Raw genomic sequence first — 18,874 nt, 5'->3', positions numbered from 1 at the left:
AATGAAGCGACAAGTTGTGTCGTCCTAATAGGTTTTGTCATTATGAGTAAGCATCTCCGGCCCACCGCCGCAGATCTCGAAAACCCTCTGTACTACCTGCAAAACATGGAAACGGTTGTCTCATGGGTGGCGAATCATCACTCGGATTTACTGCTCGAATCAGAGCGAGGCTGCTTGCGCGATTTTTTTGAGTTGCCTCGCGCTGCCCGTGCTCTGCTCACTCGTATGGTGATGCGCACAGGTGATCTGTTTCGTACAGACAAGCTGAATTACCCGGAGTTGGGGCGCCCGGAAGCAGAAGCATTGGATGAACTGGTTGCCGGTGACTGGCTGGATGCCGATCCTCTGCTGGCTCTGGATGATATTTTCCGTCTGTTCACTCTGGCTGAACTGCGGATGGCCTTTGCACCAATGCTGGAGCAAGTCGGGCTTGCCAAAAATCTCCCCAAAGCCCGAATGAAGGAAACCCTGCAGGGAGCCTTTGCCGATGCTCGCTCACTGGCAGACTGGTTTAATGACACGGCTTCGCCGGTGGTGCAGGTCAGCCACATGGCTTTGTTTGACCGCATCCGCCTGATGTTCTTCGGCAACCTGCGCCAGAGCTGGTCGGATTTTGTGTTGGTGGAGCTAGGCCATCATCGCTATGAACGGGTTGAGTTTACCCCTGAAGCGCGGGCGTTCACTCATCGTAGCAAGGTGGATACTTACCTGGCCATGCACCACTGCCGGGAGAGCCTGGATGCTGGCGTGCCCGCCGCTGAGGTTTATGCTGATCTTCCGGCGGCTACGGACAACCCCTGGCTAACCAGCCGCCGTGATCGTCTGTTGCTTGAGTTGGGGCGGCAGGCGGAACGACAGGGTGACCGGGAGCTGGCATTGCAGGCACTGGCTGCCAGCAGGCACCGAGAGGCCAGATTAAAACAGCTGCGGCTGCTGGAGCGAATGAAACGCTTCGAGGAAGCTTGGAATATTGCGGCACACTGGCAAAACCAGGAGCTAAGCGATGCCGAAGCTCAGGGGTTGGCCCGCATTGTTAAGCGGTTGGCTAAAAAGGTGGGCGAGCCAGTTCCGCCTGCGCCGGTGAATCCTGAAATCCGCGAGTTCACACTAACCTTGCCGATATCCGCCAGCTCGGTGGAAGAAGTGGTTCGGGATCACCTTTCCACGCCGGATGCGCCTGTGTTCTATGTTGAAAACACACTGATTAACGGCCTGTTCGGCTTGCTGTGCTGGCACACTATATTCAAAGCCATTCCCGGCGCCTTCTTTCATCCCTTCCATACAGGCCCCGCAGACTTGGTGCGGGAAGATTTTGTGAGTCGCCGTCAAGAATCGTTCGATGAGTGTTTTGCTGCACTGAAGAATGGCAGCTATCGCCAGACAATTCTGGATAACTACGCAGCCAAACAAGGCATCACTAACCCCTTTGTGATTTGGCCAGCGTTGAATGAGGAATTGCTGAATCTTGCACTGGATAGAATTCCCGCCGCAGACTTGCGGGTTATATTTGAACGGATCTTATTGAATATCCGCGAACACCGAAGCGGTTTGCCGGATCTTATTAAGTTTTCGATGCAAATCGGCGAAAATCGGCCTAGTTATGAAATGATCGAAGTAAAAGGCCCGGGCGACCGACTGCAGGATCATCAAATCCGCTGGCTGCATTTCTTTGCCCGTAAGGGCATTGCCGCCAGCGTGTGTTACCTCCGCTGGCAAGACAGCGAGGTAACAACATGAGGGTCGCGGTTCGAACCCTTTGCGAATTTGCTGCCCGAGAAGGCGATCTGGACTTTCGCTACACTCCGGCTCCCAGCGCTGAAGAGGGCATTCTTGGCCATCAAGCCATTCAGGGTAAACGCGGGTACGGTTATAAAAGCGAGTATTCACTTACCGGTAAGTGCTTGGGAATAGAGCTATACGGCCGGGCCGATGTGTATAACCCCCACTCTGGCCTGCTGGAAGAAATCAAAACCCACCGTGGTGACTTATCCCGAATACGGCCCTATCAACGGGCGTTGCATCGAGCCCAGCTAAGAGCCTACGGCGCCCTACTCTGCAAACAGGAAAACCGAAAAACCCTGAAGTTGTCGCTGGTGTACTTCAATATCGGCAACAACCGGGAAACACCGATGACTGAAACCGCCACCGCCAAGGAGCTTTGGCAAGAGCTTGAAGTTTTGTGTGGGCAGTACCGGTTATGGGCCGAACAGGAAGCCCACCACCGGGAGCAGCGGGATATTCGTCTGGCCGGGCTGCGTTTTCCGTTTAAACAGTTTCGCCCCCGCCAACGACAGCTTGCCGAAACGGTTTATAAAAACACCGTAAAAGGCGAAACCTTGCTGTTGGAAGCACCTACAGGCTTGGGTAAAACCCTGGGCACTCTGTTCCCGGCGCTGATGGCCATGCCCACAGCCAATCACGACCGACTGGCTTATCTCACCTGTCGAAATACCGCCCGGCAGCTGGCGGTGGACGCGGTAGAGCGTTTACGGGCTGCGCAGGAAGAACCGCAGATCTGGCCACTCCGCACTTTGGAGCTGGTGGCCAAGTCCGATGCCTGTGAACACCCGAATAAAGCCTGCCACGGTGATTCCTGCCCCCTGGCCAAAGGCTTTTTTGATCGGCTGCCAGATGCCCGCGCCGAGGCTGCTCAGGCGGGCTCATCCCTCACTCAGGAGGCGCTGGCAAAGATCGCCGCAGGTCACGACATCTGCCCCTATTTTCTGGCGCAGGAAATGGCCCGTTGGTGCGATGTCATCATTGGCGATGTAAACCGGATGTTTGATCAGTCTGCCCTGCTTCACGGTCTCACCCGGCAGAACAACTGGAAAACCGCAGTGCTTGTGGATGAAGCCCACAATCTGGTGGATCGCGGGCGGGGCATGTATTCGGTGCAGCTGGATCAACAGCGGCTTCTTAAAGTCCGAAAAACCGCACCCAAGGTTCTGAAACCGCATCTCGATCGCACCGCCCGAGCTTGGCAGGGTGTTATCCGTGATCATTCAGAGAAAGGTAGCACGCCGGTATTTCTCGATGAGCTTCCCGCTGCGCTGACTGGCAGCCTGCTGGGGTTGGTATCCGGGTTGTCAGATTACCTGGCCGATAACCCGCCGGACTTGGCGTTGCAGGAAGTATTGTTCGAGTCCGTCGCCTTCATGAAGTTGGCGGATTCCTTTGGCGATCACTCCCTCTGTGAATTTCGCCGCGAAGGCCGGGGGCGAGCAAGCGTTACTATTCAGAACTTGGTACCGGCGGATTTCCTGCGGGATCGCTTCCAGGCCGCCGCCTCAGTACTGCTGTTCTCTGCCACCCTCAGCCCCGGCGTGTATTACAGGGACTTGCTGGGCTTGCCGGAGAATAGCCGTTTTATCTCGCTGCCAAGCCCCTTCAGTGCCGATCAGTTGCAGGTGCAGTTCACCCCAAAGATCAGCACTCGACAGGCGCACCGCGAGGCATCGGTAGAGCCAATTTCCGAGCTGATCGCGAATCAATACCGGGAGCGCCCCGGGCACTATTTGGCCTTTTTCAGCAGCTTTAAATACCTGAATCAAGTGAGTGCGGCTTTGGCCGAGAATGCCCCGGGTGTACCTCAGCGTTCCCAGCATTCTGGGATGAGCCCGCAACAACGGAACGATTTTCTGGCAGGCTTTCGGGAAGAATCTGGCAGCGTTGCCTTTGCAGTTCTGGGAGGCGTGTTCAGTGAAGGTATCGATTTGCCGGGCGAGCAGTTGATTGGCGCGTTTGTGGCTACCTTGGGCCTACCACCCTTTGATGCCTGGCATGAGGTTCTCAAAAACCGCCTGCACAAGCGCTTTGGTGCGGGCTATGACTACACCTATCTGATTCCGGGTTTACAGAAAGTGGCTCAGGCTGCTGGCCGGGTAATTCGCACGCCAGACGATCGTGGAGTGATCTGGCTGATTGACGACCGCTTTACACAGCCGCAGATTCGGGGATTATTACCTGGGTGGTGGTTCAAGACTGAGACCACCGAATAGCGCAGTCTCAGTCTTGAGGTGCAACGGATTAACCGAACTGGAAAAATGCCAGCTTGTTGCCGTCAGGATCTTTCACATAGGCACCGTAAAACTGGTTTGGAATACGCTGCCCGGGCTCGCCGTCGCAGGTTGCACCCAGTTCAATGGCCTTCTTGTAGTAGGTATCAACCGCCTCTTTCGAGCCGGGCTGCAAGGCCAGCATATTGCCGTTACCCGGGTGGTTTGGGGAGCCGTCGAAGGGCGTGCAAACCGCCAGCATAGGGGATTTCATGCTTTCGCCAATGAACGCAATTCGGCCCATATCCAGCAGAAGCTTCGCGCCCATATCGGCCAGAAGCTCTGTGTAGAATTTCTTGGCTTTTTCCATATCGCTGACACCAATGGTGACGTATCCAATCATGCTCTATTCTCCCGTGTCGCGCCGTCGATCTGCGCGGTTGGCGTTATTTCGTTAGCCTGTCGTCCCACCGGAACTGCTCTGCCCAGCGCAGGGCGTCCGGAAGCGGCAACGGCTTACTGTAAAAAAAGCCTTGGCCCAGATCGCAACCAAGCTCAATCAGTTTTTGTTCAACCTCGGCACTCTCAATACCTTCAGCGACCAGCCGCCTATTGAAACTTTTCGACAGGCTGACAATAGCACTGACAATCATACTGTCGTCCGAGTCGTTCAGCATATCCATTACGAACGAACGGTCAATTTTGATCTCTTGAGCAGGCAGTCGCCGAAAATAATCCAGAGATGAATACCCGGTTCCGAAGTCATCCAGAGCGACATCCACACCCAGATCACGGCTGGCTTTCAGGTTCTTTAGAGCGGTTTCAGTGTCGTCCATCGCCGTGGTTTCGAGAATTTCCAGAATCAGGCGGCCGCGCAGCTCTCTCGGTAAATCTTCCAGTGCACTCGACAAATCGTCTTTGAACTCTTCGCTCAGGAAGTGGCAGGGGCTAAGGTTGACGCTCAGCGTGTAGGGAAGATCTTTCTGGGTAAAGGCCATAAGCTGCTTTGCGGCCTCGCGGATCACAAAATTGCCCAATGTGCGCGCATACTCGGTGTATTCAATATGCTCCAGGAAATGCGCTGGGCCCAGAACGCCTTCCTCTGGGTGGTTCCATCGGATGAGGGCTTCAAAGCCGTTCACACAGTGGTTGTGGAAACAGATCTTGGGTTGGTAGTACAGCTCTAGCTGCTGGTGGCGCAGAGCCGTATCGATTTGCTCCAATATTCGAACCCGCTCTTTACGGGAAGAATGCGAGCGGAGATCGAATATCTTGAAGTTGTTCTTGCCGCTTTCCTTGGCAGCGTACATAGCCTGATCTGCATGGCGAAGGAGCAGGTCGGAATCTACGTTATCGTCCGGGTACACCGTAACGCCCATGCTGCCGGAAACCTGCAGTACATTATGCCGAAAATTGATGGGCTGCCGGATGGCATCCAGAAGGCGTGCGTAAACCCGTTCATCGCCTACATCCCGGAGAATAGCCACAAACTCATCACCGCCCAGACGGGCCACAATATCGTGGCTGCGCACCGTTGCTTTGAGTTTCTCGGCTACGGATTTCAGAACCGCGTCCCCTACAGCGTGGCCGTGCTCGTCGTTGATGCTCTTGAAACCGTCCAGGTCGATAAAACACACAGACACCTGGCCTTCTCTCTGGCCGGCTTCATACAGTTCCTGTTCGAACAACTCGGTGAGCCTGTGGCGATTGGGCAGGCCGGTGAGCGCGTCGTAATTCGCTGCCTGTTCAAGATCTCTTTTATGGCTGCCTTTTTCCTCGTACAGGCGCTTGCGTTCGATCAGATTGGCAAGGGTTTGCGAGAGCGGTGCCAGTTCGTCTGCAAGCTTCTGAGAGTAGCCTTCGGCCCTGTTCGCCAGGCCAATCATGCCCAGATGGGTGTCACCGGAAAACACCGGGATACCTATGTATGTATTGATAGTCGGGTGCCCTGGAGGCAAACCACCTCGCCGGGAATCCTGGGACAGATTGTTGGAGATGATGGTCTCACCGGACACCATGGGTAGGCCGAGAATATTGTCCAGGCGATCAAACACCATGCCCCGACGTTCCACGTCCTGATATAGGGCTTGGGTTTCCGGGCTCCACGCGATGTTGGTAATGGCGCCGACCTTGAGAAACGGTGCGCCGTTGCTCTTATGCAGAACTTCGCCGATAAGCCCGAACTGGCTGCCCGTCAGGGCAAGTAGGTCACTGAGCATCTGGCTGAATGCGGAGCGCTCGTTGTCGCTTGTGAGAAAGACATTCTGGGCATGATGAATGGCCCGGTTGAGTTGGGAGACAGGTACATACTCGCTTTTATCCGACTCAATGTATGAGCGCTCCAGCTCCTCCTCCACCATGGTCGCCAGAGTGCGGAGAACATCCAGGTCTTTCTCGCTGAACTGTCGGGGCCTGTCGTCGATGATGCACAAGGTGCCGACTTTGAAGCCGCCGGGCTCGCGCACCGGCATGCCTGCATAGAAGCGGATGTGCGGTCTATTCAACACAAAAGGATGGTTGCGAAACCGTGGGTCCAGGGAGGCGTTTTCCACGACAAAAATATGATCCTGCCGTATGGCATGATCGCAAAATGCTACCGAGCGGGGTGTTTCAGTAACTTCGAGCCCCTGATGTGATTTGAACCACTGGCGGTCGTGATCCAGCACGGTGAACAAGGCGGTTTTGACCCGATAATGCTGGCGGGCAATTCGGGTAAGGCGCTCAAACCGCTCCTCTGGCGGAGTGTCGAGAATCCCCAGCCGTAGAACCGCAGAAAGTCGTCTTTTTTCATTTTCCGTCACGTTCATTCAGGACCCTTGGAGAAGCCGGTGAACGAAATGTTAACAGATCGAGATTTGGTACTTTGTGACATTTGGTGACACCGGTCCAGCCAGAAGATTGCTGCCATACGGTTACCGTGGGCAAAACCTGCAATCAATAGGGTTGGTAATGTCCCCAGTGGGCCGGCAGCATCAACATCAGGGATAAGCCTGTAACCGCTCGGTTGGCCGAAGTGAAGCTAGCGGCTGGAGAACTGCTACACTTGGATTTTGCCCCGAAGGAAGTTTTTGCATGATCAGCCGACCCAGCCTGCGCATTCCGGGCTTCGTACTTCTTATGTCTGTTTTTATGATAATCAGCGGCTGTGCACTGCCACCCATGCCAGATAGGACCGGAAGCCAATCGATGCCTATCGAAGTTACCAAAGACACACAGCTGGGGCGCGCCATCGCGCCTCTGGCAAACGCCCATCCCGGGGAAAGTGGTGTTCTGCTATTGCCAGACGCCCACGATGCTTTTGCTGCGCGGGCCGTATTGGCCAAAGGGGCCGAAGCCTCCCTGGATGTGCAGTACTACATCTGGCAGTACGACATTACGGGCACCCTTCTACTCGATGCGCTTTACAAGGCGGCTGAGCGCGGTGTGCGCGTTCGACTACTGCTGGACGACAATGGCATCTCGGGGCTCGATGATGCTCTGGCAGCGCTCAACACCCACCCGAATTTCGAGGTGCGGCTGTTTAACCCCTTTGTTGTGCGCAGCCCCAAGTGGATTGGTTACATCACCAGCTTTCAGCGGCTGAATCACCGCATGCACAATAAATCCTTCACCGCCGACAATCAGGCGGCCGTTATTGGCGGGCGCAACGTGGCCGATGAGTATTTCGGAGCTGGGCAGGGCGCACTGTTTGCCGACCTTGATGTTTTGGCTATCGGGCCGGTGGTGCAGAATCTTTCGACGGATTTTGACCGCTATTGGTCAAGCGCTTCGGCCTACCCCGCCTCCACTATTCTTGGCAAACCCGACGAAAAGGATCTTGCGCGGATAGTAGAAACGGCCAAAGCCTGCAGCACCTCCACGGAAGCCGGCGAGTACGTATGTGCAATAAAGGAATCGGTGTTTTTGCAAAAGCTTCTGGACCGTGATCTGGATTTCACCTGGGCGCCGGTCACCATGGTTAGCGATGACCCCGCCAAGGTACTGGGGAAAAAGCCTAAAAACGGTTTGCTGGCTCAACAGATGGCCGCGGCCATGGGCAATCCTCAGCATTCTTTGACGCTGGTTTCTCCCTACTTCATACCCACCAAAACCGGTGTGGAAATGTTCCGCGATCTGGAACGCAAAGGCGTCAGGGTGCGCGTGCTCACCAACTCACTGGAAGCCAACGACGTGGCCATGGTTCATGCCGGCTACGCCAAATACCGCAAGCCGCTTCTGGAAGCCGGCGTACAGTTGTTCGAACTGCGTAAGCTGTCTGCCAATACCGTTGAAAAAGACCTGCAAAGCAGTCTGATGGGCAGCTCCTCGTCCAGCCTGCATGCAAAAACCTTCGCCATCGACGGCGAAAGCCTGTTTGTAGGATCGTTCAACTTTGATCCGCGATCCGTACACATCAACACCGAGCTGGGCTTTGTAATTGAAAGTCCGGAGCTGACTCAGGCAATGGAAGACCATTTCGAGGAGCAGGTTCGGGTAACGGCGTATGAAGTGGTACTGGATGAGGACGGCGATTTGCAGTGGATTGAGCGTAATGGGGAGGAAGAGATCCGGCACAGTCATGATCCGGGCACCGGGTTGATCAAGCGGATGCTGGTTTCTGTTTTCTCGTTTTTGCCTATTGAGGGGTTGTTGTAGGGGCAGCACTCTCCGCTTGGAACAGCTAAACCGAAAATCCGGGACCACGCTTTGGTTAGGTGATAACCCGCCGACGCTTTCAGGAGATTTTTTCGATGAAGTGTGTTCTGGTTTTCACAACTGCACTGTGTTTACTCAGCGCCTGCACCGGAGTGCCCCAGGATATTGAACCGGTTACCGGTTTCGACCAGCAGCGCTACCTGGGCACCTGGTACGAAATCGCCCGGCTGGATCATTCCTTTGAGGAAGGGCTCAGCAGGGTGACCGCCAACTACAGCCTGAACGACGACGGCAGCATCAAGGTCATCAACCGGGGCTACAACGCCGAAGAAGGCCAGTGGCAGGAAGCTGACGGCCGGGCGGTGTTCGTGGGCGACAGCGACGTGGGCCACCTTAAAGTCTCGTTTTTCGGGCCTTTCTATGCGTCGTATGTGGTGTTTGAGCTGGATAACCAATACTCCACCGCCTACATTACCGGCTACAACCGGGATTACCTGTGGCTGATGTCGCGCACGCCGGAGGTGAGTGAGGAGGCGTTGGTGGCGTTCAAAGCTCGGGCCGTGGCGGAGGGCTTTGATTTAACCGAGTTGATTCTGGTGGCGCAGTAGCCCCGCTACACAATAAGAAAATGGTCGGCGTGGCAGGATTCGAACCTGCGACCCCTTCGTCCCGAACGAAGTGCGCTACCAAGCTGCGCCACACGCCGACTAACCGCCGGTATTATACGGATTCAATTGGCTAATTCTAGCCCCGAGCCCGATAACAGGGCATCCGCAAATGCACTGAGATCGTCGTATATCGCAACGCTTGCCCCGGGAATTGCGTGGGCTTTCAGGCTGCGTTTTGTGTCTTTTCCATTGCCGGTTCGCACCAGCACAGGCTGGCAGTTTTCGGCAACGCCAGCTTCGAGATCCTTGCGGCTGTCCCCTACCATAATGGCGCCCTCCAGGGTGTCCAACTGCAGGTGATCACGGATCTGTTCCAGTAAGCCGGTGAGTGGCTTGCGGCAAGTGCAATCATCATCAGGATGGTGCGGGCAGTAGGCAATGAACTCGATTTGGCCGCCTTCAGCTGCCAGTAACCGCGTCATCTTTTCGTGCATGCCATCCAGAATATCGGTGCCGTAGAAGCCCCGGGCTATGCCGGATTGGTTGGTGGCTATGGCGATGCGATGGCCGGCTTTGCAAAGCCGTGCCATCGCCTCAATACTGCCGGGAATCGGGTGCCAATCATCTACTGTGCAAATGTAGCTGCCATCGTATTCGTTGATGACCCCGTCCCGGTCGAGTATGACTAGCATGGGGGTCAGCCAGCAGCTGGGAGCAGTGAGATATCGGCAACCCGTAAAAACAGGTTGTGCAGGCGGTTCAGCAGCGCCAGGCGGTTGTCCCGCACAGCTTCGTCGTCTGCCATTACCATCACTTCGCTGAAGAAATCGTCCACCGGATCATGCAAGCTTGCCAGGGATTGCAGCGCACTGGCGTAGTCGCCCTGCTCAAACAGTGGCAGTACCTTCTCGGCCTGCTGGTTTAACTGCTCTGCCAAGGTTTTCTCGGCGGCATCTTGCAGCAGACTGTCGTTGACGGTTTCACCAACGCATTCGCCACCCTGTTTGGACAGAATGTTGGAAACCCGCTTGTTTGCGCCGGCAAGTGCCTGGGCTTCCGGCAACTGGCGGAAAGCTTCCACAGCCTTCACCCGGCGGTCGAAATCCAGCGGGCGAGTCGGGCGGCGAGCATGAACGGCGAGGAATACTTCGGCGCTAATGCCACGCTCTTCGTAGTAGGCGCGGAACCGGTCCAGCATGTAATCAACAACGCTGGCGGCGGTGTTTTCCTCGGTCAACCCGGTGAAGTTCTCCTCTGCCCATTCACAGCAAGTCTGCAGATCCAGCGGGAGTTCCCGCTCAATGATGATGCGCAGTACGCCCAAAGAGGCGCGGCGCAGAGCGAAGGGGTCGCGGGTACCAGAAGGCGGTTGGCCGATACCGAACAGCCCCACCAGGGAATCCAGACGATCCGCAATGGCGAGCGCACAACTGGTCAGGGTTGTGGGCAGGCTGTCCTTGGCAAAGCGTGGCATGTACTGTTCGTTCATGGCTTTTGCCACATCGGCTGGCTCGCCGTCATCGGCTGCGTAGTACTGGCCCATGATGCCCTGCAGATCGCTGAACTCCAGTACCATCTCGGTAACCAGGTCAGTCTTCGCGAGCATGGCGGCGCGCTCAACCAAGGCTGGGTCACTGCCAATCGCTGCAGCGATTTTACTTGCCAGTGCCGCTACCCGAACGGACTTGTCGTAGATGCTGCCAAGCTTTTCCTGGAACACGATTGGTTTGAGCCGTTCCACTCGGTCTTCCAGGCGGATCTTCCGGTCGTTTTCGTAGAAGAAAGCGGCATCGGCGAGGCGCGGACGAATCACCTTTTCATTACCTGAGACAACTTGCGAGGGATCTTTGCTCTCAATGTTGGCCACGGTAATAAACAGAGGCAGCATGTGGCCGTTGGCGTCTACCACGTGGAAGTACTTCTGATGCTCTTCCATGGAGGAAATCAGGGCTTCCGCCGGGACTTCCAGGAAGCGCTTGTCGAATCGGCCCATCAGTGGCACTGGCCATTCGTTCAGGCCAGTAACTTCGTCCAGAAGATCTTCATTGATCACCACTTTGCCACCCGCCTCGGCTTCGGCAAGGGCGCTGACGCCAGCCCGGATCATTTCACGGCGCTTGGCGAAATCGGCGATTACATAGCCTTCCTGTTCAAGGACGACTTCGTAATCTGCCGGCGTTGGAATAATCAATGCTTTCGGGCAATGGAAGCGGTGGCCCAGAGTTTTGTTGCCGGGCGTCAGTTCCATGATGGGTGTATCAATAATCTTGTTGCCGTACAGCATAACCAGCCAATGAACCGGCCGCACAAATTCGGTGCGATGAGCGCCCCAGCGCATACGCTTGGGAATTGGCAGGGATGACAGCGACTGTTCAACCAGCCCGGACATCAAATCTACAGTAGGCTTGCCCTTCTCTACTGTGCGATAAACCAACCAGGCACCCTTGTCAGTTTCCAGAGTATCTAGCTGGTCAGGAGTCACGCCCAAAGAGGTTGCGAAACCGGTGAGTGCGCGCGTCGGGTTACCCGAATCATCAAAAGCCGCTTTAACCGCCGGGCCGCGTTTTTCAACGGGCTTGTCTGGCTGAGCATCGGCCAAATCGCGAATGCGGACGGCCATCCGGCGAGGTGTGGCAAAGGCTTCTACTTTTCCGAATTCGATGCCGGCAGCTTCCAGGCCCTGGGTGATACCCTGAGTGAACGCATCAGACAGTGGCTTGAGCGATTTTGAGGGCAGCTCTTCGACGCCCAGTTCTACCAGAAAATCCTGCTTTGCCATGATTATGCCTTTCCCTCTGCCTGTTGTGCCTGCTTCGCTTTTTTACCTTTCTTGCCGTTGGCCTTGTTATCGGCGGCCTCTGCGATGGCCAGCACTTCCTGGCGCAAAGCTTCCGGCGCCAGCGGGAAGCCGAGCTTACGGCGGCTGTCGAAGTACGCCTGGGCCACGGCGCGGGCCAGAGTGCGCACACGCAGGATGAAGCGCTGGCGCTCGGTAACGGAAATAGCGTGGCGTGCATCCAACAAGTTGAACGTGTGCGACGCCTTCAAAACCTGCTCGTAAGCTGGCAGCGCCAGGCCGGCTTCAATCAGCCGTGCACTTTCGCGCTCGTGAACATCAAAGCTCTGGAACAGGAACTCAACGTCTGCGTGTTCAAAGTTGTAAGTGGACATTTCCACTTCCTGCTGGTGGAACACGTCGCCGTAGGTGACCACACCGTCGGGGCCTTCTGTCCACACCAGGTCATAAACACTGTCCACACCCTGCAAATACATGGCGATACGCTCGAGGCCGTAGGTGAGCTCGCCGGTAACCGGATAGCACTCGAGGCCGCCCACTTGCTGGAAGTAAGTAAACTGGGTGACTTCCATACCGTTCAGCCAGATTTCCCAGCCCAGACCCCAGGCGCCCAGGGTAGGCGATTCCCAGTTGTCTTCCACAAAGCGGATATCATGCACCAGCGGGTCAAGCCCAAGGGCTTTCATGGAATCCAGGTAGAGTTCCTGAATGTTGTCTGGAGAAGGCTTGAGCACCACCTGAAACTGGTAATAATGCTGCAGACGGTTGGGGTTCTCACCGTAACGGCCGTCTGTGGGGCGGCGGCTTGGCTGCACATACGCCGCATTCCAGGTTTCCGGCCCTATGGCCCGCAAGAAGGTAGCCGGGTGAAAGGTACCTGCGCCGACTTCCATATCCAAGGGCTGAAGTACCACGCAGCCGTGCTGCGCCCAGAAGTTCTGCAGTGCCAGAATCAAGCCCTGAAACGTCTTGATGTCTGGAGTGGTGCTGATCGCTGCTTTGTTTTTCGCCTGCTCTGTCACAACGTTTGCCTGCTGATTCGGTCTGTGTGTGGCCCGCTCACAAAAAGGGCCATTCGGAAAAAGGCGCATTATACGCGCGCCAAAGCGGTATTTCTAAGTCGTCTTCATGCTGTTGATTTTGAACTAGAAGAAGGTCAGCCCTACGGCAAATAGCTTCTCAACTTCCCTTACCCGGGATTTATCCACCAGGAACAGTATTACGTGGTCGTCCGGTTGTACTCGTAGATGGTCGTGGGCGATCAGCACTTCGTTGTGCCGCACAATTGCCCCAATGGTCGCACCCTTGGGCAAATCGATTTCATCCAGACGCTTGCCAACCACTTTGGAGGATCTGTGATCTCCGTGGGCAATGGCTTCGATAGCCTCGGCAGCGCCTCTGCGCAGCGAGTGAACGTTTACAACATCGCCACGGCGTACATGGGTAAGCAAGCTGCCGATGGTGGTCTGTTGGGGGGAGATCGCCACATCAATCTCGCCCCCCTGGATCAGATCCACATAGTCGGGATTGTTGATCAGGGTGAATACTTTGCGGGCACCCAGGCGCTTGGCCAGCAAGGAGGCCATGATATTGGCTTCATCGTCGTTGGTGACTGCGATGAACACATCGGTGTTTTCGATGTTCTCTTCCAGCAGAATGTCTTTGTCTGCCGCGTTACCCTCAAGCACTACTGTTTTGCGCAAGCCTTCGGAAAGTAGTACACAGCGATCATGGTCCCGCTCAAGCAGCTTTACCTGATAGCGGTCTTCCAGGGTATAGGCCAGGCGCTGGCCGATGTTGCCACCGCCGCAAATAAAGATCCGTTTGTAGGTCTTCACCAGCGGTTGCAGCTCGCTCATAACCGAGCGAATGTGATCAGCACCGGCGATGAAAAACACTTCATCGCCATCCTCAATCACCGTATTGCCCTTGGGCATGATGGCGTGATCCTTGCGGAAGATGGCGGCCACCCGGGTATCAATTTTGGGCATGTGCAGACGAAAATAAGACAGCTCGCGCCCGACCAGCGGGCCGCCTTCGGTGGCGCGGATGGCCACCAATCGAACCAGGCCTTTGGAGAATTCCAGGACCTGCAGGGCGCCGGGGTATTCAACCAGGCGAGTAATGTGCCGGGTCACAAGATGCTCCGGGCTGATCATCACATCGATGGGGAAACCTCCCTCCCTCCCGAACAACTTTTTGTTCGACAGGTAGGCACTGGCGCGAACGCGACTGATCAGTTTGGGAGTACTGTACAGAATGGAGGCTATCTGACAGGCGACCATGTTGGTCTCGTCGCTGTTGGTCACAGCAATCAACATGTCGGCATCTTCCGCGTTGGCCTGGCTCAGAACCGAGGGGTAAGAGGCCATGCCTTGCACGGTGCGGATATCAAGGCGATCCTGCAGCTCTCGAAGCCGCACAGCGTCTGTGTCGATAACAGTTATATCGTTGGCTTCGCTGGCCAGGTTCTCCGCCAGCGTGCCGCCCACTTGCCCAGCACCGAGGATCAGGATCTTCATGATTCAGGTTTCTCCAGCACGGCATAGAAGAAGCCGTCATGGCTGATTGGATCGGGGAGAAGCTGTCGCCCTGCGCCCATATCGGACCCCCACTGAACCTCTGGCTCAATAAGAACGGCACTGCTCTGATGTTTAATAAACCTCTGGATTATACGGTGATTTTCCTGAGGGAACACGGAACAGGTGGCATAGACCAATCGCCCCCCTGGTTTCAGTACCGTCCACATGGCCTCCAGAAGCCCAAGCTGTATGCCCGCCAGGGGCACAATGTCGGTTTCACGGCGCAGCAGTTTGATGTCCGGATGGCGGCGGATAACACCGCTGGCACTGCAGGGTACGTCGAGCAGAATGCGATCAAAGGGTTGGCCGTCCCACCACTGTTCAATATCTGCGGCATCGGCTTCTAACAGGCTGGCGTGCAGATCCAGCCTATCCAGATTTTCTTGAACCCTGGGCAACCGCGCTGCGGATTCATCAATGGCGACCACTTCGGCAAGTTCCGCCTGGCTCTCCAGAATGGCGCAGGTTTTTCCGCCCGGAGCCGCACAGGCATCGAGAACCCTTTGCCCCGGTGCAAGCTCCAGAAGTGTGGTGCACAGCTGAGCGGCTTCGTCCTGAACGCTAACGGCGCCATCGGCAAACCAGGGGAGTTGATCCACCTGCACCGGCCGGCCAAGCTGGATGCCGTGAGGTGCAAAGCGAGTGGCGCTGGCTTCAATGCCTGCTTCGTTCAGCAGAGCCAGGTACTCATCCCGGCTGAATCGCAGGGCGTTCACCCTGAGGGTCATGGGTGCCTGGGCGTTGTTGGCTTCGAGGATCGCTTGCCAGCTATCGGGCCAGTTGTGGCGCAGCTTTTCGACCATCCATACGGGATGGCTGAAGCGGCTGGCGTCATCTTGTGGCTCCGGGGCCCCTTCGCGTTCGGCGGCTCGCAAAATACCGTTCACCAGACCCGTAAGGTGGGGCTTGTCGAGGGCGCGGCAAGCTTCCACCGATTCATTCAGAACCGCATAGGAAGCTTGCTGGCTGAAGCGGAGCTGAAAAAGAGCGACCAGCATCAGGTGGTGAACAATACGGTCTTGGCTTTTAATGGGCTTTTTAAGCCGGCTATTCAACTCGCTGTCGAGGCGGTGAAACCAGCGGCAGGTGCCGTAGCACAGGGCTTGAAGCGCAGGGCGTTCGTTGAGAGCAACGCGCTGCAGTGCCGGTGGCAGGCACTGGGACAAAGATTCACCGCATTCCACCGCCAGAAGAACATCCGCCGCAACGGCGCGCAGAGCTTGGTCGTAGTCGCCCATGTCAGCGCAGCTCCTGTCCGGGTAAAAGCAATTGTTTGCCCCCGTTTATCAGATCATTCACGCTCTGGGCGCGAGATCCGGGGAGCTGCAGGCGGGTGATGCGCAAGGTGCCGGTGCCACAGGCAATATCAATGCCTTCCCGTTCGCGGCTTATCACGGTGCCAGCCGGTTTGGCGCTTTGCTCTTCAATGGCCGTGGCTTCGTGGATTCGCAGCCGTTGTTCTTCAAAATCTGTGTAGGTGCCGGGCCAGGGATTAAAGGCGCGAACCAGACGTTCAATCGCCAGAGCGCTCAACGACCAATCGATATGGCCTTCTTCTTTGGACAGTTTGTGGGCGTAACAGGCCAGTTCGTTAACCTGTATCTCGCTTTGGAGGCTGCCCTTTTCCAGCAGGTCCAAAGCCTCGATAATCGCCTGGCCACCCAACTCGGCAAGGCGGTCGTGAAGGCTGCCGCCAGTGTCATTCGCACCGATAGAGGTCGCGGATTTGAGCAACATGTCACCGGTGTCCAGGCCTTTGTCCATCTGCATGATGGTAATGCCGGTTTCCGCATCGCCAGCGGCAATGGCGCGCTGTATAGGTGCGGCACCACGCCAGCGGGGCAACAGGGAGGCGTGGATGTTCAGGCAACCGTGGGTGGGAATGTCCAGCACCGCCTGGGGCAGAATCAGCCCATAGGCTGCAACAATCATCACATCAGGCTTGAGGTTCGCCAGCTCTTGTTGTGCTTCCGGGGTTTTAAGGCTTTCTGGCTGAAACACGGGAATGTCATTATCCAGAGCAACCTGTTTGACCGGGCTGGGCTGCAGCTTGCGGCCGCGGCCAGCTGGGCGGTCGGGCTGGGAATAAACGCCCACAAGGGTGTGGTGAGTGCTCAGCAGTGCCTTCAAAGCGGAAGCTGCAAAATCCGGGGTGCCAGCAAAAACGAGTCGCACTGTTTGGGTCTCTGTTTCGTTGAATACGAAAAGACCGGGCAAGGCCCGGTCCGATACTTTACTATGCTTTCACACGGTTCTCACGCGGCCATCAGGCAGGTTTTACGCACTTTGCTTTTGAAGCTTTTCCAGCTTCTTGCGAATGCGGTTGCGCTTGAGGTTGCTCAGATAATCGACGAACAGCTTGCCGTTGAGGTGGTCCATCTCATGCTGAATGCAAACGGCCAGCAGGCCTCGAGCTTCGATTTCAAATGGCTTTCCGTCACGATCCAGCGCACGAATAATGCAATGCTCTATGCGGTCTACGTCTTCGTAGAAGCCGGGCACCGATAAGCAGCCTTCCTGCATGGCTTCGAGTTCGCCGTCCAGTACTTCAACCTCGGGGTTGATAAACACCATCGGTTCGCTTTTGTCCTCAGACAGATCCATCACAATGATCTGCTTGTGCACATTGACCTGTGTGGCTGCCAACCCAATGCCGGGCGCATCGTACATGGTCTCGAACATGTCGTCGATCAGCGTGCGGTCGGCGTCTGTCAGTTCATCAACCGGCTTGGCAATAGTGCGCAGTCGGGGATCGGGGTATTCAAGAATATCTAGTATCATAGTGCTCGTACTTTTGGCCTGTATGGCGAATGTCAGTAATTTCAACTGACATTACGAATGACTTACGGCTTTGGCTGACTTTTTAACGTTGTCTTTTGTAACTGTGTGAAAGCGATCTCTGAATTGCGACAGCGTAGAGCGCAAATTGTTCCCTTCACACTATAAGATGTGCAGCGCGTTGCCTGTGATGGGTTCATTATCCCCCATATTGTCGATTGAGTACAAACTGACCAGACAATCGCTGAAATCTTCCGTAAATGACATAGAATTTACTGGAGGAATAAAACATAACATCACAATTTGCGAGACTTCTTCTATAGTAAGTTGCATAACAACGTAATAAGCTGCAGAAAACTGGCTGCATCCTTACCAGAATGCATAGAATCAAGGCACGCGATCAAGGACTTAGACAATGAGGAAACTGCTGTACGCTCTGGCAGCCACTACGCTGCTATTAACCTCCTGGGCTCACGCCGCACCTGAACTGCGGTCTGATCATCCTGAGCGTTACACTGTTGTGAAGGGTGACACTCTCTGGGATATATCAGGGCGTTTTCTGAGCAACCCGTGGTACTGGCCGGAAATTTGGCACGTTAACCCACAGGTTGCCAACCCACACCTGATTTACCCGGGCGATCGGCTTGCTCTGGTTTATATCGACGGCAAACCCCGCGTTACCAAGGTAACGTCCAACAACGGCGTTGTGAAGCTGTCACCACAGGTGCGCTCTGAGCGGATTGATACACCAATCCCGGCTATTCCTCTGGATGCCATCAGCAGCTTCCTGACGGATACTCGGGTTGTCACCCCTGAGCAGATCAACGCGGCACCGTACATCCTCGAAGGCAAAGACGCCCGCATCGTGCTCGGCGCTGGTGACCGGGTTTATGCCCGGGGCAAGAAGCCAGCCGATAAAGTTGGCGTGTTCCGTCGTAGCCAGGAGTTTGTTGATCCGGATACCGGCGAGTTCCTTGGGCTGGAAGCGCGCAGTATTGCCCGTGGTACTATCGCGGCGGAAGATGGCGAAATTCTGACGCTGGATCTAACCCGCTCCAGCGAAGAAGTACGCATCGGCGACCGGTTGTTGGTTAATGAAGACAGACGCCTGACTACCAGCTTTGTGCCCAGCTCTCCCGCTCAGGAGATTGAAGGCAAAATGATGTCAGTGGACGGCGGCGTTACCCAGATTGGCCAGTACAACGTGGTTACTATCAACCGCGGTGCCCGCGAAGGACTGGAAGCGGGTAATGTGATGGCTATTCTAAAGACTGGCAATCTGGCCCGCGACCCGGTTACCAACGAGACCATTGAGCTGCCTTCAGAGCGCGCTGGTCTTCTGATGGTATTCCAGGTGTATGAAAAAATGAGTTACGGGTTAATTTTGCAGGCGACCCGTCCACTGTCAGTGGGCGACAAGGTTACCAACCCCTGATTCGATGATCGGTTAATCACAAGCCGGGCCAGGATGGCCCGGCT

General features: G+C 55.8%; 14 protein-coding genes and 1 tRNA gene. 5 read left to right on the top strand and 10 right to left on the bottom strand.

Annotation, left to right across the window (positions count from 1 at the left end):
• The first annotated feature begins 42 nt into the window (after positions 1 to 42).
• Both Q0824_RS13270 and Q0824_RS13265 read left to right on the top strand, forming a co-directional pair.
• Positions 43 to 1,737, top strand: a complete 1,695-nt coding sequence (locus Q0824_RS13270) for a VRR-NUC domain-containing protein (RefSeq protein ID WP_298451450.1) — start codon at positions 43 to 45, stop codon at positions 1,735 to 1,737.
• Positions 1,734 to 3,998 carry an ATP-dependent DNA helicase gene (locus Q0824_RS13265; protein WP_298451447.1) on the top strand — a complete coding sequence of 755 codons (2,265 nt, stop codon included), beginning with the start codon at positions 1,734 to 1,736 and terminating at the stop codon, positions 3,996 to 3,998. Before Q0824_RS13270 ends, Q0824_RS13265 begins: the two co-directional genes overlap by 4 nt.
• A gap of 28 nt (positions 3,999 to 4,026) precedes the next feature.
• On the opposite strand, the gene Q0824_RS13260 is transcribed toward Q0824_RS13265, so the two are convergent.
• Both Q0824_RS13260 and Q0824_RS13255 read right to left on the bottom strand, forming a co-directional pair.
• A complete protein-coding gene (locus tag Q0824_RS13260) occupies positions 4,027 to 4,398 on the bottom strand; it encodes a VOC family protein (RefSeq protein ID WP_298451445.1) in 372 nt (123 codons plus the stop codon).
• Between the two features lie 43 nt (positions 4,399 to 4,441).
• Positions 4,442 to 6,802 carry an EAL domain-containing protein gene (locus tag Q0824_RS13255; protein ID WP_298451443.1) on the bottom strand — a complete coding sequence of 787 codons (2,361 nt, stop codon included), beginning with the start codon at positions 6,800 to 6,802 and terminating at the stop codon, positions 4,442 to 4,444.
• 379 nt (positions 6,803 to 7,181) lie between these two features.
• Here Q0824_RS13255 and Q0824_RS13250 point away from each other — a divergent pair, with 379 nt between their 5' ends.
• Entirely contained in the window at positions 7,182 to 8,630 is a 1,449-nt protein-coding gene (locus tag Q0824_RS13250) for a phospholipase D family protein (protein WP_366521661.1), read from the top strand.
• Positions 8,631 to 8,725: 95 nt separating this feature from the next.
• The gene (locus Q0824_RS13245; RefSeq protein ID WP_298451436.1) at positions 8,726 to 9,238 is read left to right on the top strand and encodes a lipocalin family protein; all 513 of its coding nucleotides are present in this window, start codon (positions 8,726 to 8,728) and stop codon (positions 9,236 to 9,238) included.
• Between the two features lie 21 nt (positions 9,239 to 9,259).
• Here Q0824_RS13245 and Q0824_RS13240 read toward each other — a convergent pair.
• The 8 genes from Q0824_RS13240 to def all read right to left on the bottom strand — a co-directional run bounded on the left by Q0824_RS13240 (position 9,260) and on the right by def (position 17,398).
• Positions 9,260 to 9,336, bottom strand: a tRNA-Pro gene (locus Q0824_RS13240).
• Positions 9,337 to 9,360: 24 nt separating this feature from the next.
• Positions 9,361 to 9,930 carry a D-glycero-beta-D-manno-heptose 1,7-bisphosphate 7-phosphatase gene (gene gmhB / locus Q0824_RS13235; RefSeq protein ID WP_298451433.1) on the bottom strand — a complete coding sequence of 190 codons (570 nt, stop codon included), beginning with the start codon at positions 9,928 to 9,930 and terminating at the stop codon, positions 9,361 to 9,363.
• A 5-nt stretch (positions 9,931 to 9,935) separates the two neighbouring features.
• Positions 9,936 to 12,017, bottom strand: a complete 2,082-nt coding sequence (glyS, locus tag Q0824_RS13230) for a glycine--tRNA ligase subunit beta (protein ID WP_298451431.1) — start codon at positions 12,015 to 12,017, stop codon at positions 9,936 to 9,938.
• Between the two features lie 2 nt (positions 12,018 to 12,019).
• Positions 12,020 to 13,027: a glycine--tRNA ligase subunit alpha gene (gene glyQ, locus Q0824_RS13225; protein WP_298451690.1), complete on the bottom strand. Its 1,008-nt coding sequence runs from the start codon at positions 13,025 to 13,027 to the stop codon at positions 12,020 to 12,022.
• 153 nt (positions 13,028 to 13,180) lie between these two features.
• A complete protein-coding gene (gene trkA, locus Q0824_RS13220) occupies positions 13,181 to 14,557 on the bottom strand; it encodes a Trk system potassium transporter TrkA (protein WP_298451427.1) in 1,377 nt (458 codons plus the stop codon).
• Positions 14,554 to 15,855 (bottom strand): 16S rRNA (cytosine(967)-C(5))-methyltransferase RsmB, encoded by a 1,302-nt coding sequence (gene rsmB, locus Q0824_RS13215; RefSeq protein ID WP_298451424.1) that lies wholly within the window; start codon positions 15,853 to 15,855, stop codon positions 14,554 to 14,556. The genes trkA and rsmB overlap by 4 nt, the downstream gene beginning before the upstream one ends.
• Before the next feature lies 1 nt (position 15,856).
• Complete coding sequence (gene fmt, locus Q0824_RS13210; protein WP_298451421.1) at positions 15,857 to 16,792, bottom strand: methionyl-tRNA formyltransferase; 936 nt, start codon at positions 16,790 to 16,792, stop codon at positions 15,857 to 15,859.
• 102 nt (positions 16,793 to 16,894) lie between these two features.
• The gene (gene def / locus Q0824_RS13205) at positions 16,895 to 17,398 is read right to left on the bottom strand and encodes a peptide deformylase (protein ID WP_298451418.1); all 504 of its coding nucleotides are present in this window, start codon (positions 17,396 to 17,398) and stop codon (positions 16,895 to 16,897) included.
• A gap of 412 nt (positions 17,399 to 17,810) precedes the next feature.
• On the opposite strand from def, the gene Q0824_RS13200 reads away from it, so the two are divergent.
• Complete coding sequence (locus tag Q0824_RS13200; RefSeq protein WP_298451415.1) at positions 17,811 to 18,830, top strand: LysM peptidoglycan-binding domain-containing protein; 1,020 nt, start codon at positions 17,811 to 17,813, stop codon at positions 18,828 to 18,830.
• Positions 18,831 to 18,874 lie beyond the last annotated feature (44 nt).

The organism is uncultured Marinobacter sp. (assembly GCF_947488835.1).
Taxonomy (GTDB): domain Bacteria; phylum Pseudomonadota; class Gammaproteobacteria; order Pseudomonadales; family Oleiphilaceae; genus Marinobacter.
This window is presented reverse-complemented; position numbering and strand designations above follow the sequence as displayed.

Bases quoted from the DNA above. Each gene is read 5' to 3' on its own strand.
- Q0824_RS13270 (WP_298451450.1), top strand. From the start codon at position 43: ATGAGTAAGCATCTCCGGCCCACCGCCGCAGATCTCGAAAACCCTCTG.
- Q0824_RS13265 (WP_298451447.1), top strand. From the start codon at position 1,734: ATGAGGGTCGCGGTTCGAACCCTTTGCGAATTTGCTGCCCGAGAAGGC.
- Q0824_RS13260 (WP_298451445.1), bottom strand. From the start codon at position 4,398: ATGATTGGATACGTCACCATTGGTGTCAGCGATATGGAAAAAGCCAAG.
- Q0824_RS13255 (WP_298451443.1), bottom strand. From the start codon at position 6,802: ATGAACGTGACGGAAAATGAAAAAAGACGACTTTCTGCGGTTCTACGG.
- Q0824_RS13250 (WP_366521661.1), top strand. From the start codon at position 7,182: ATGCCTATCGAAGTTACCAAAGACACACAGCTGGGGCGCGCCATCGCG.
- Q0824_RS13245 (WP_298451436.1), top strand. From the start codon at position 8,726: ATGAAGTGTGTTCTGGTTTTCACAACTGCACTGTGTTTACTCAGCGCC.
- gmhB (WP_298451433.1), bottom strand. From the start codon at position 9,930: ATGCTAGTCATACTCGACCGGGACGGGGTCATCAACGAATACGATGGC.
- glyS (WP_298451431.1), bottom strand. From the start codon at position 12,017: ATGGCAAAGCAGGATTTTCTGGTAGAACTGGGCGTCGAAGAGCTGCCC.
- trkA (WP_298451427.1), bottom strand. From the start codon at position 14,557: ATGAAGATCCTGATCCTCGGTGCTGGGCAAGTGGGCGGCACGCTGGCG.
- rsmB (WP_298451424.1), bottom strand. From the start codon at position 15,855: ATGGGCGACTACGACCAAGCTCTGCGCGCCGTTGCGGCGGATGTTCTT.
- def (WP_298451418.1), bottom strand. From the start codon at position 17,398: ATGATACTAGATATTCTTGAATACCCCGATCCCCGACTGCGCACTATT.
- Q0824_RS13200 (WP_298451415.1), top strand. From the start codon at position 17,811: ATGAGGAAACTGCTGTACGCTCTGGCAGCCACTACGCTGCTATTAACC.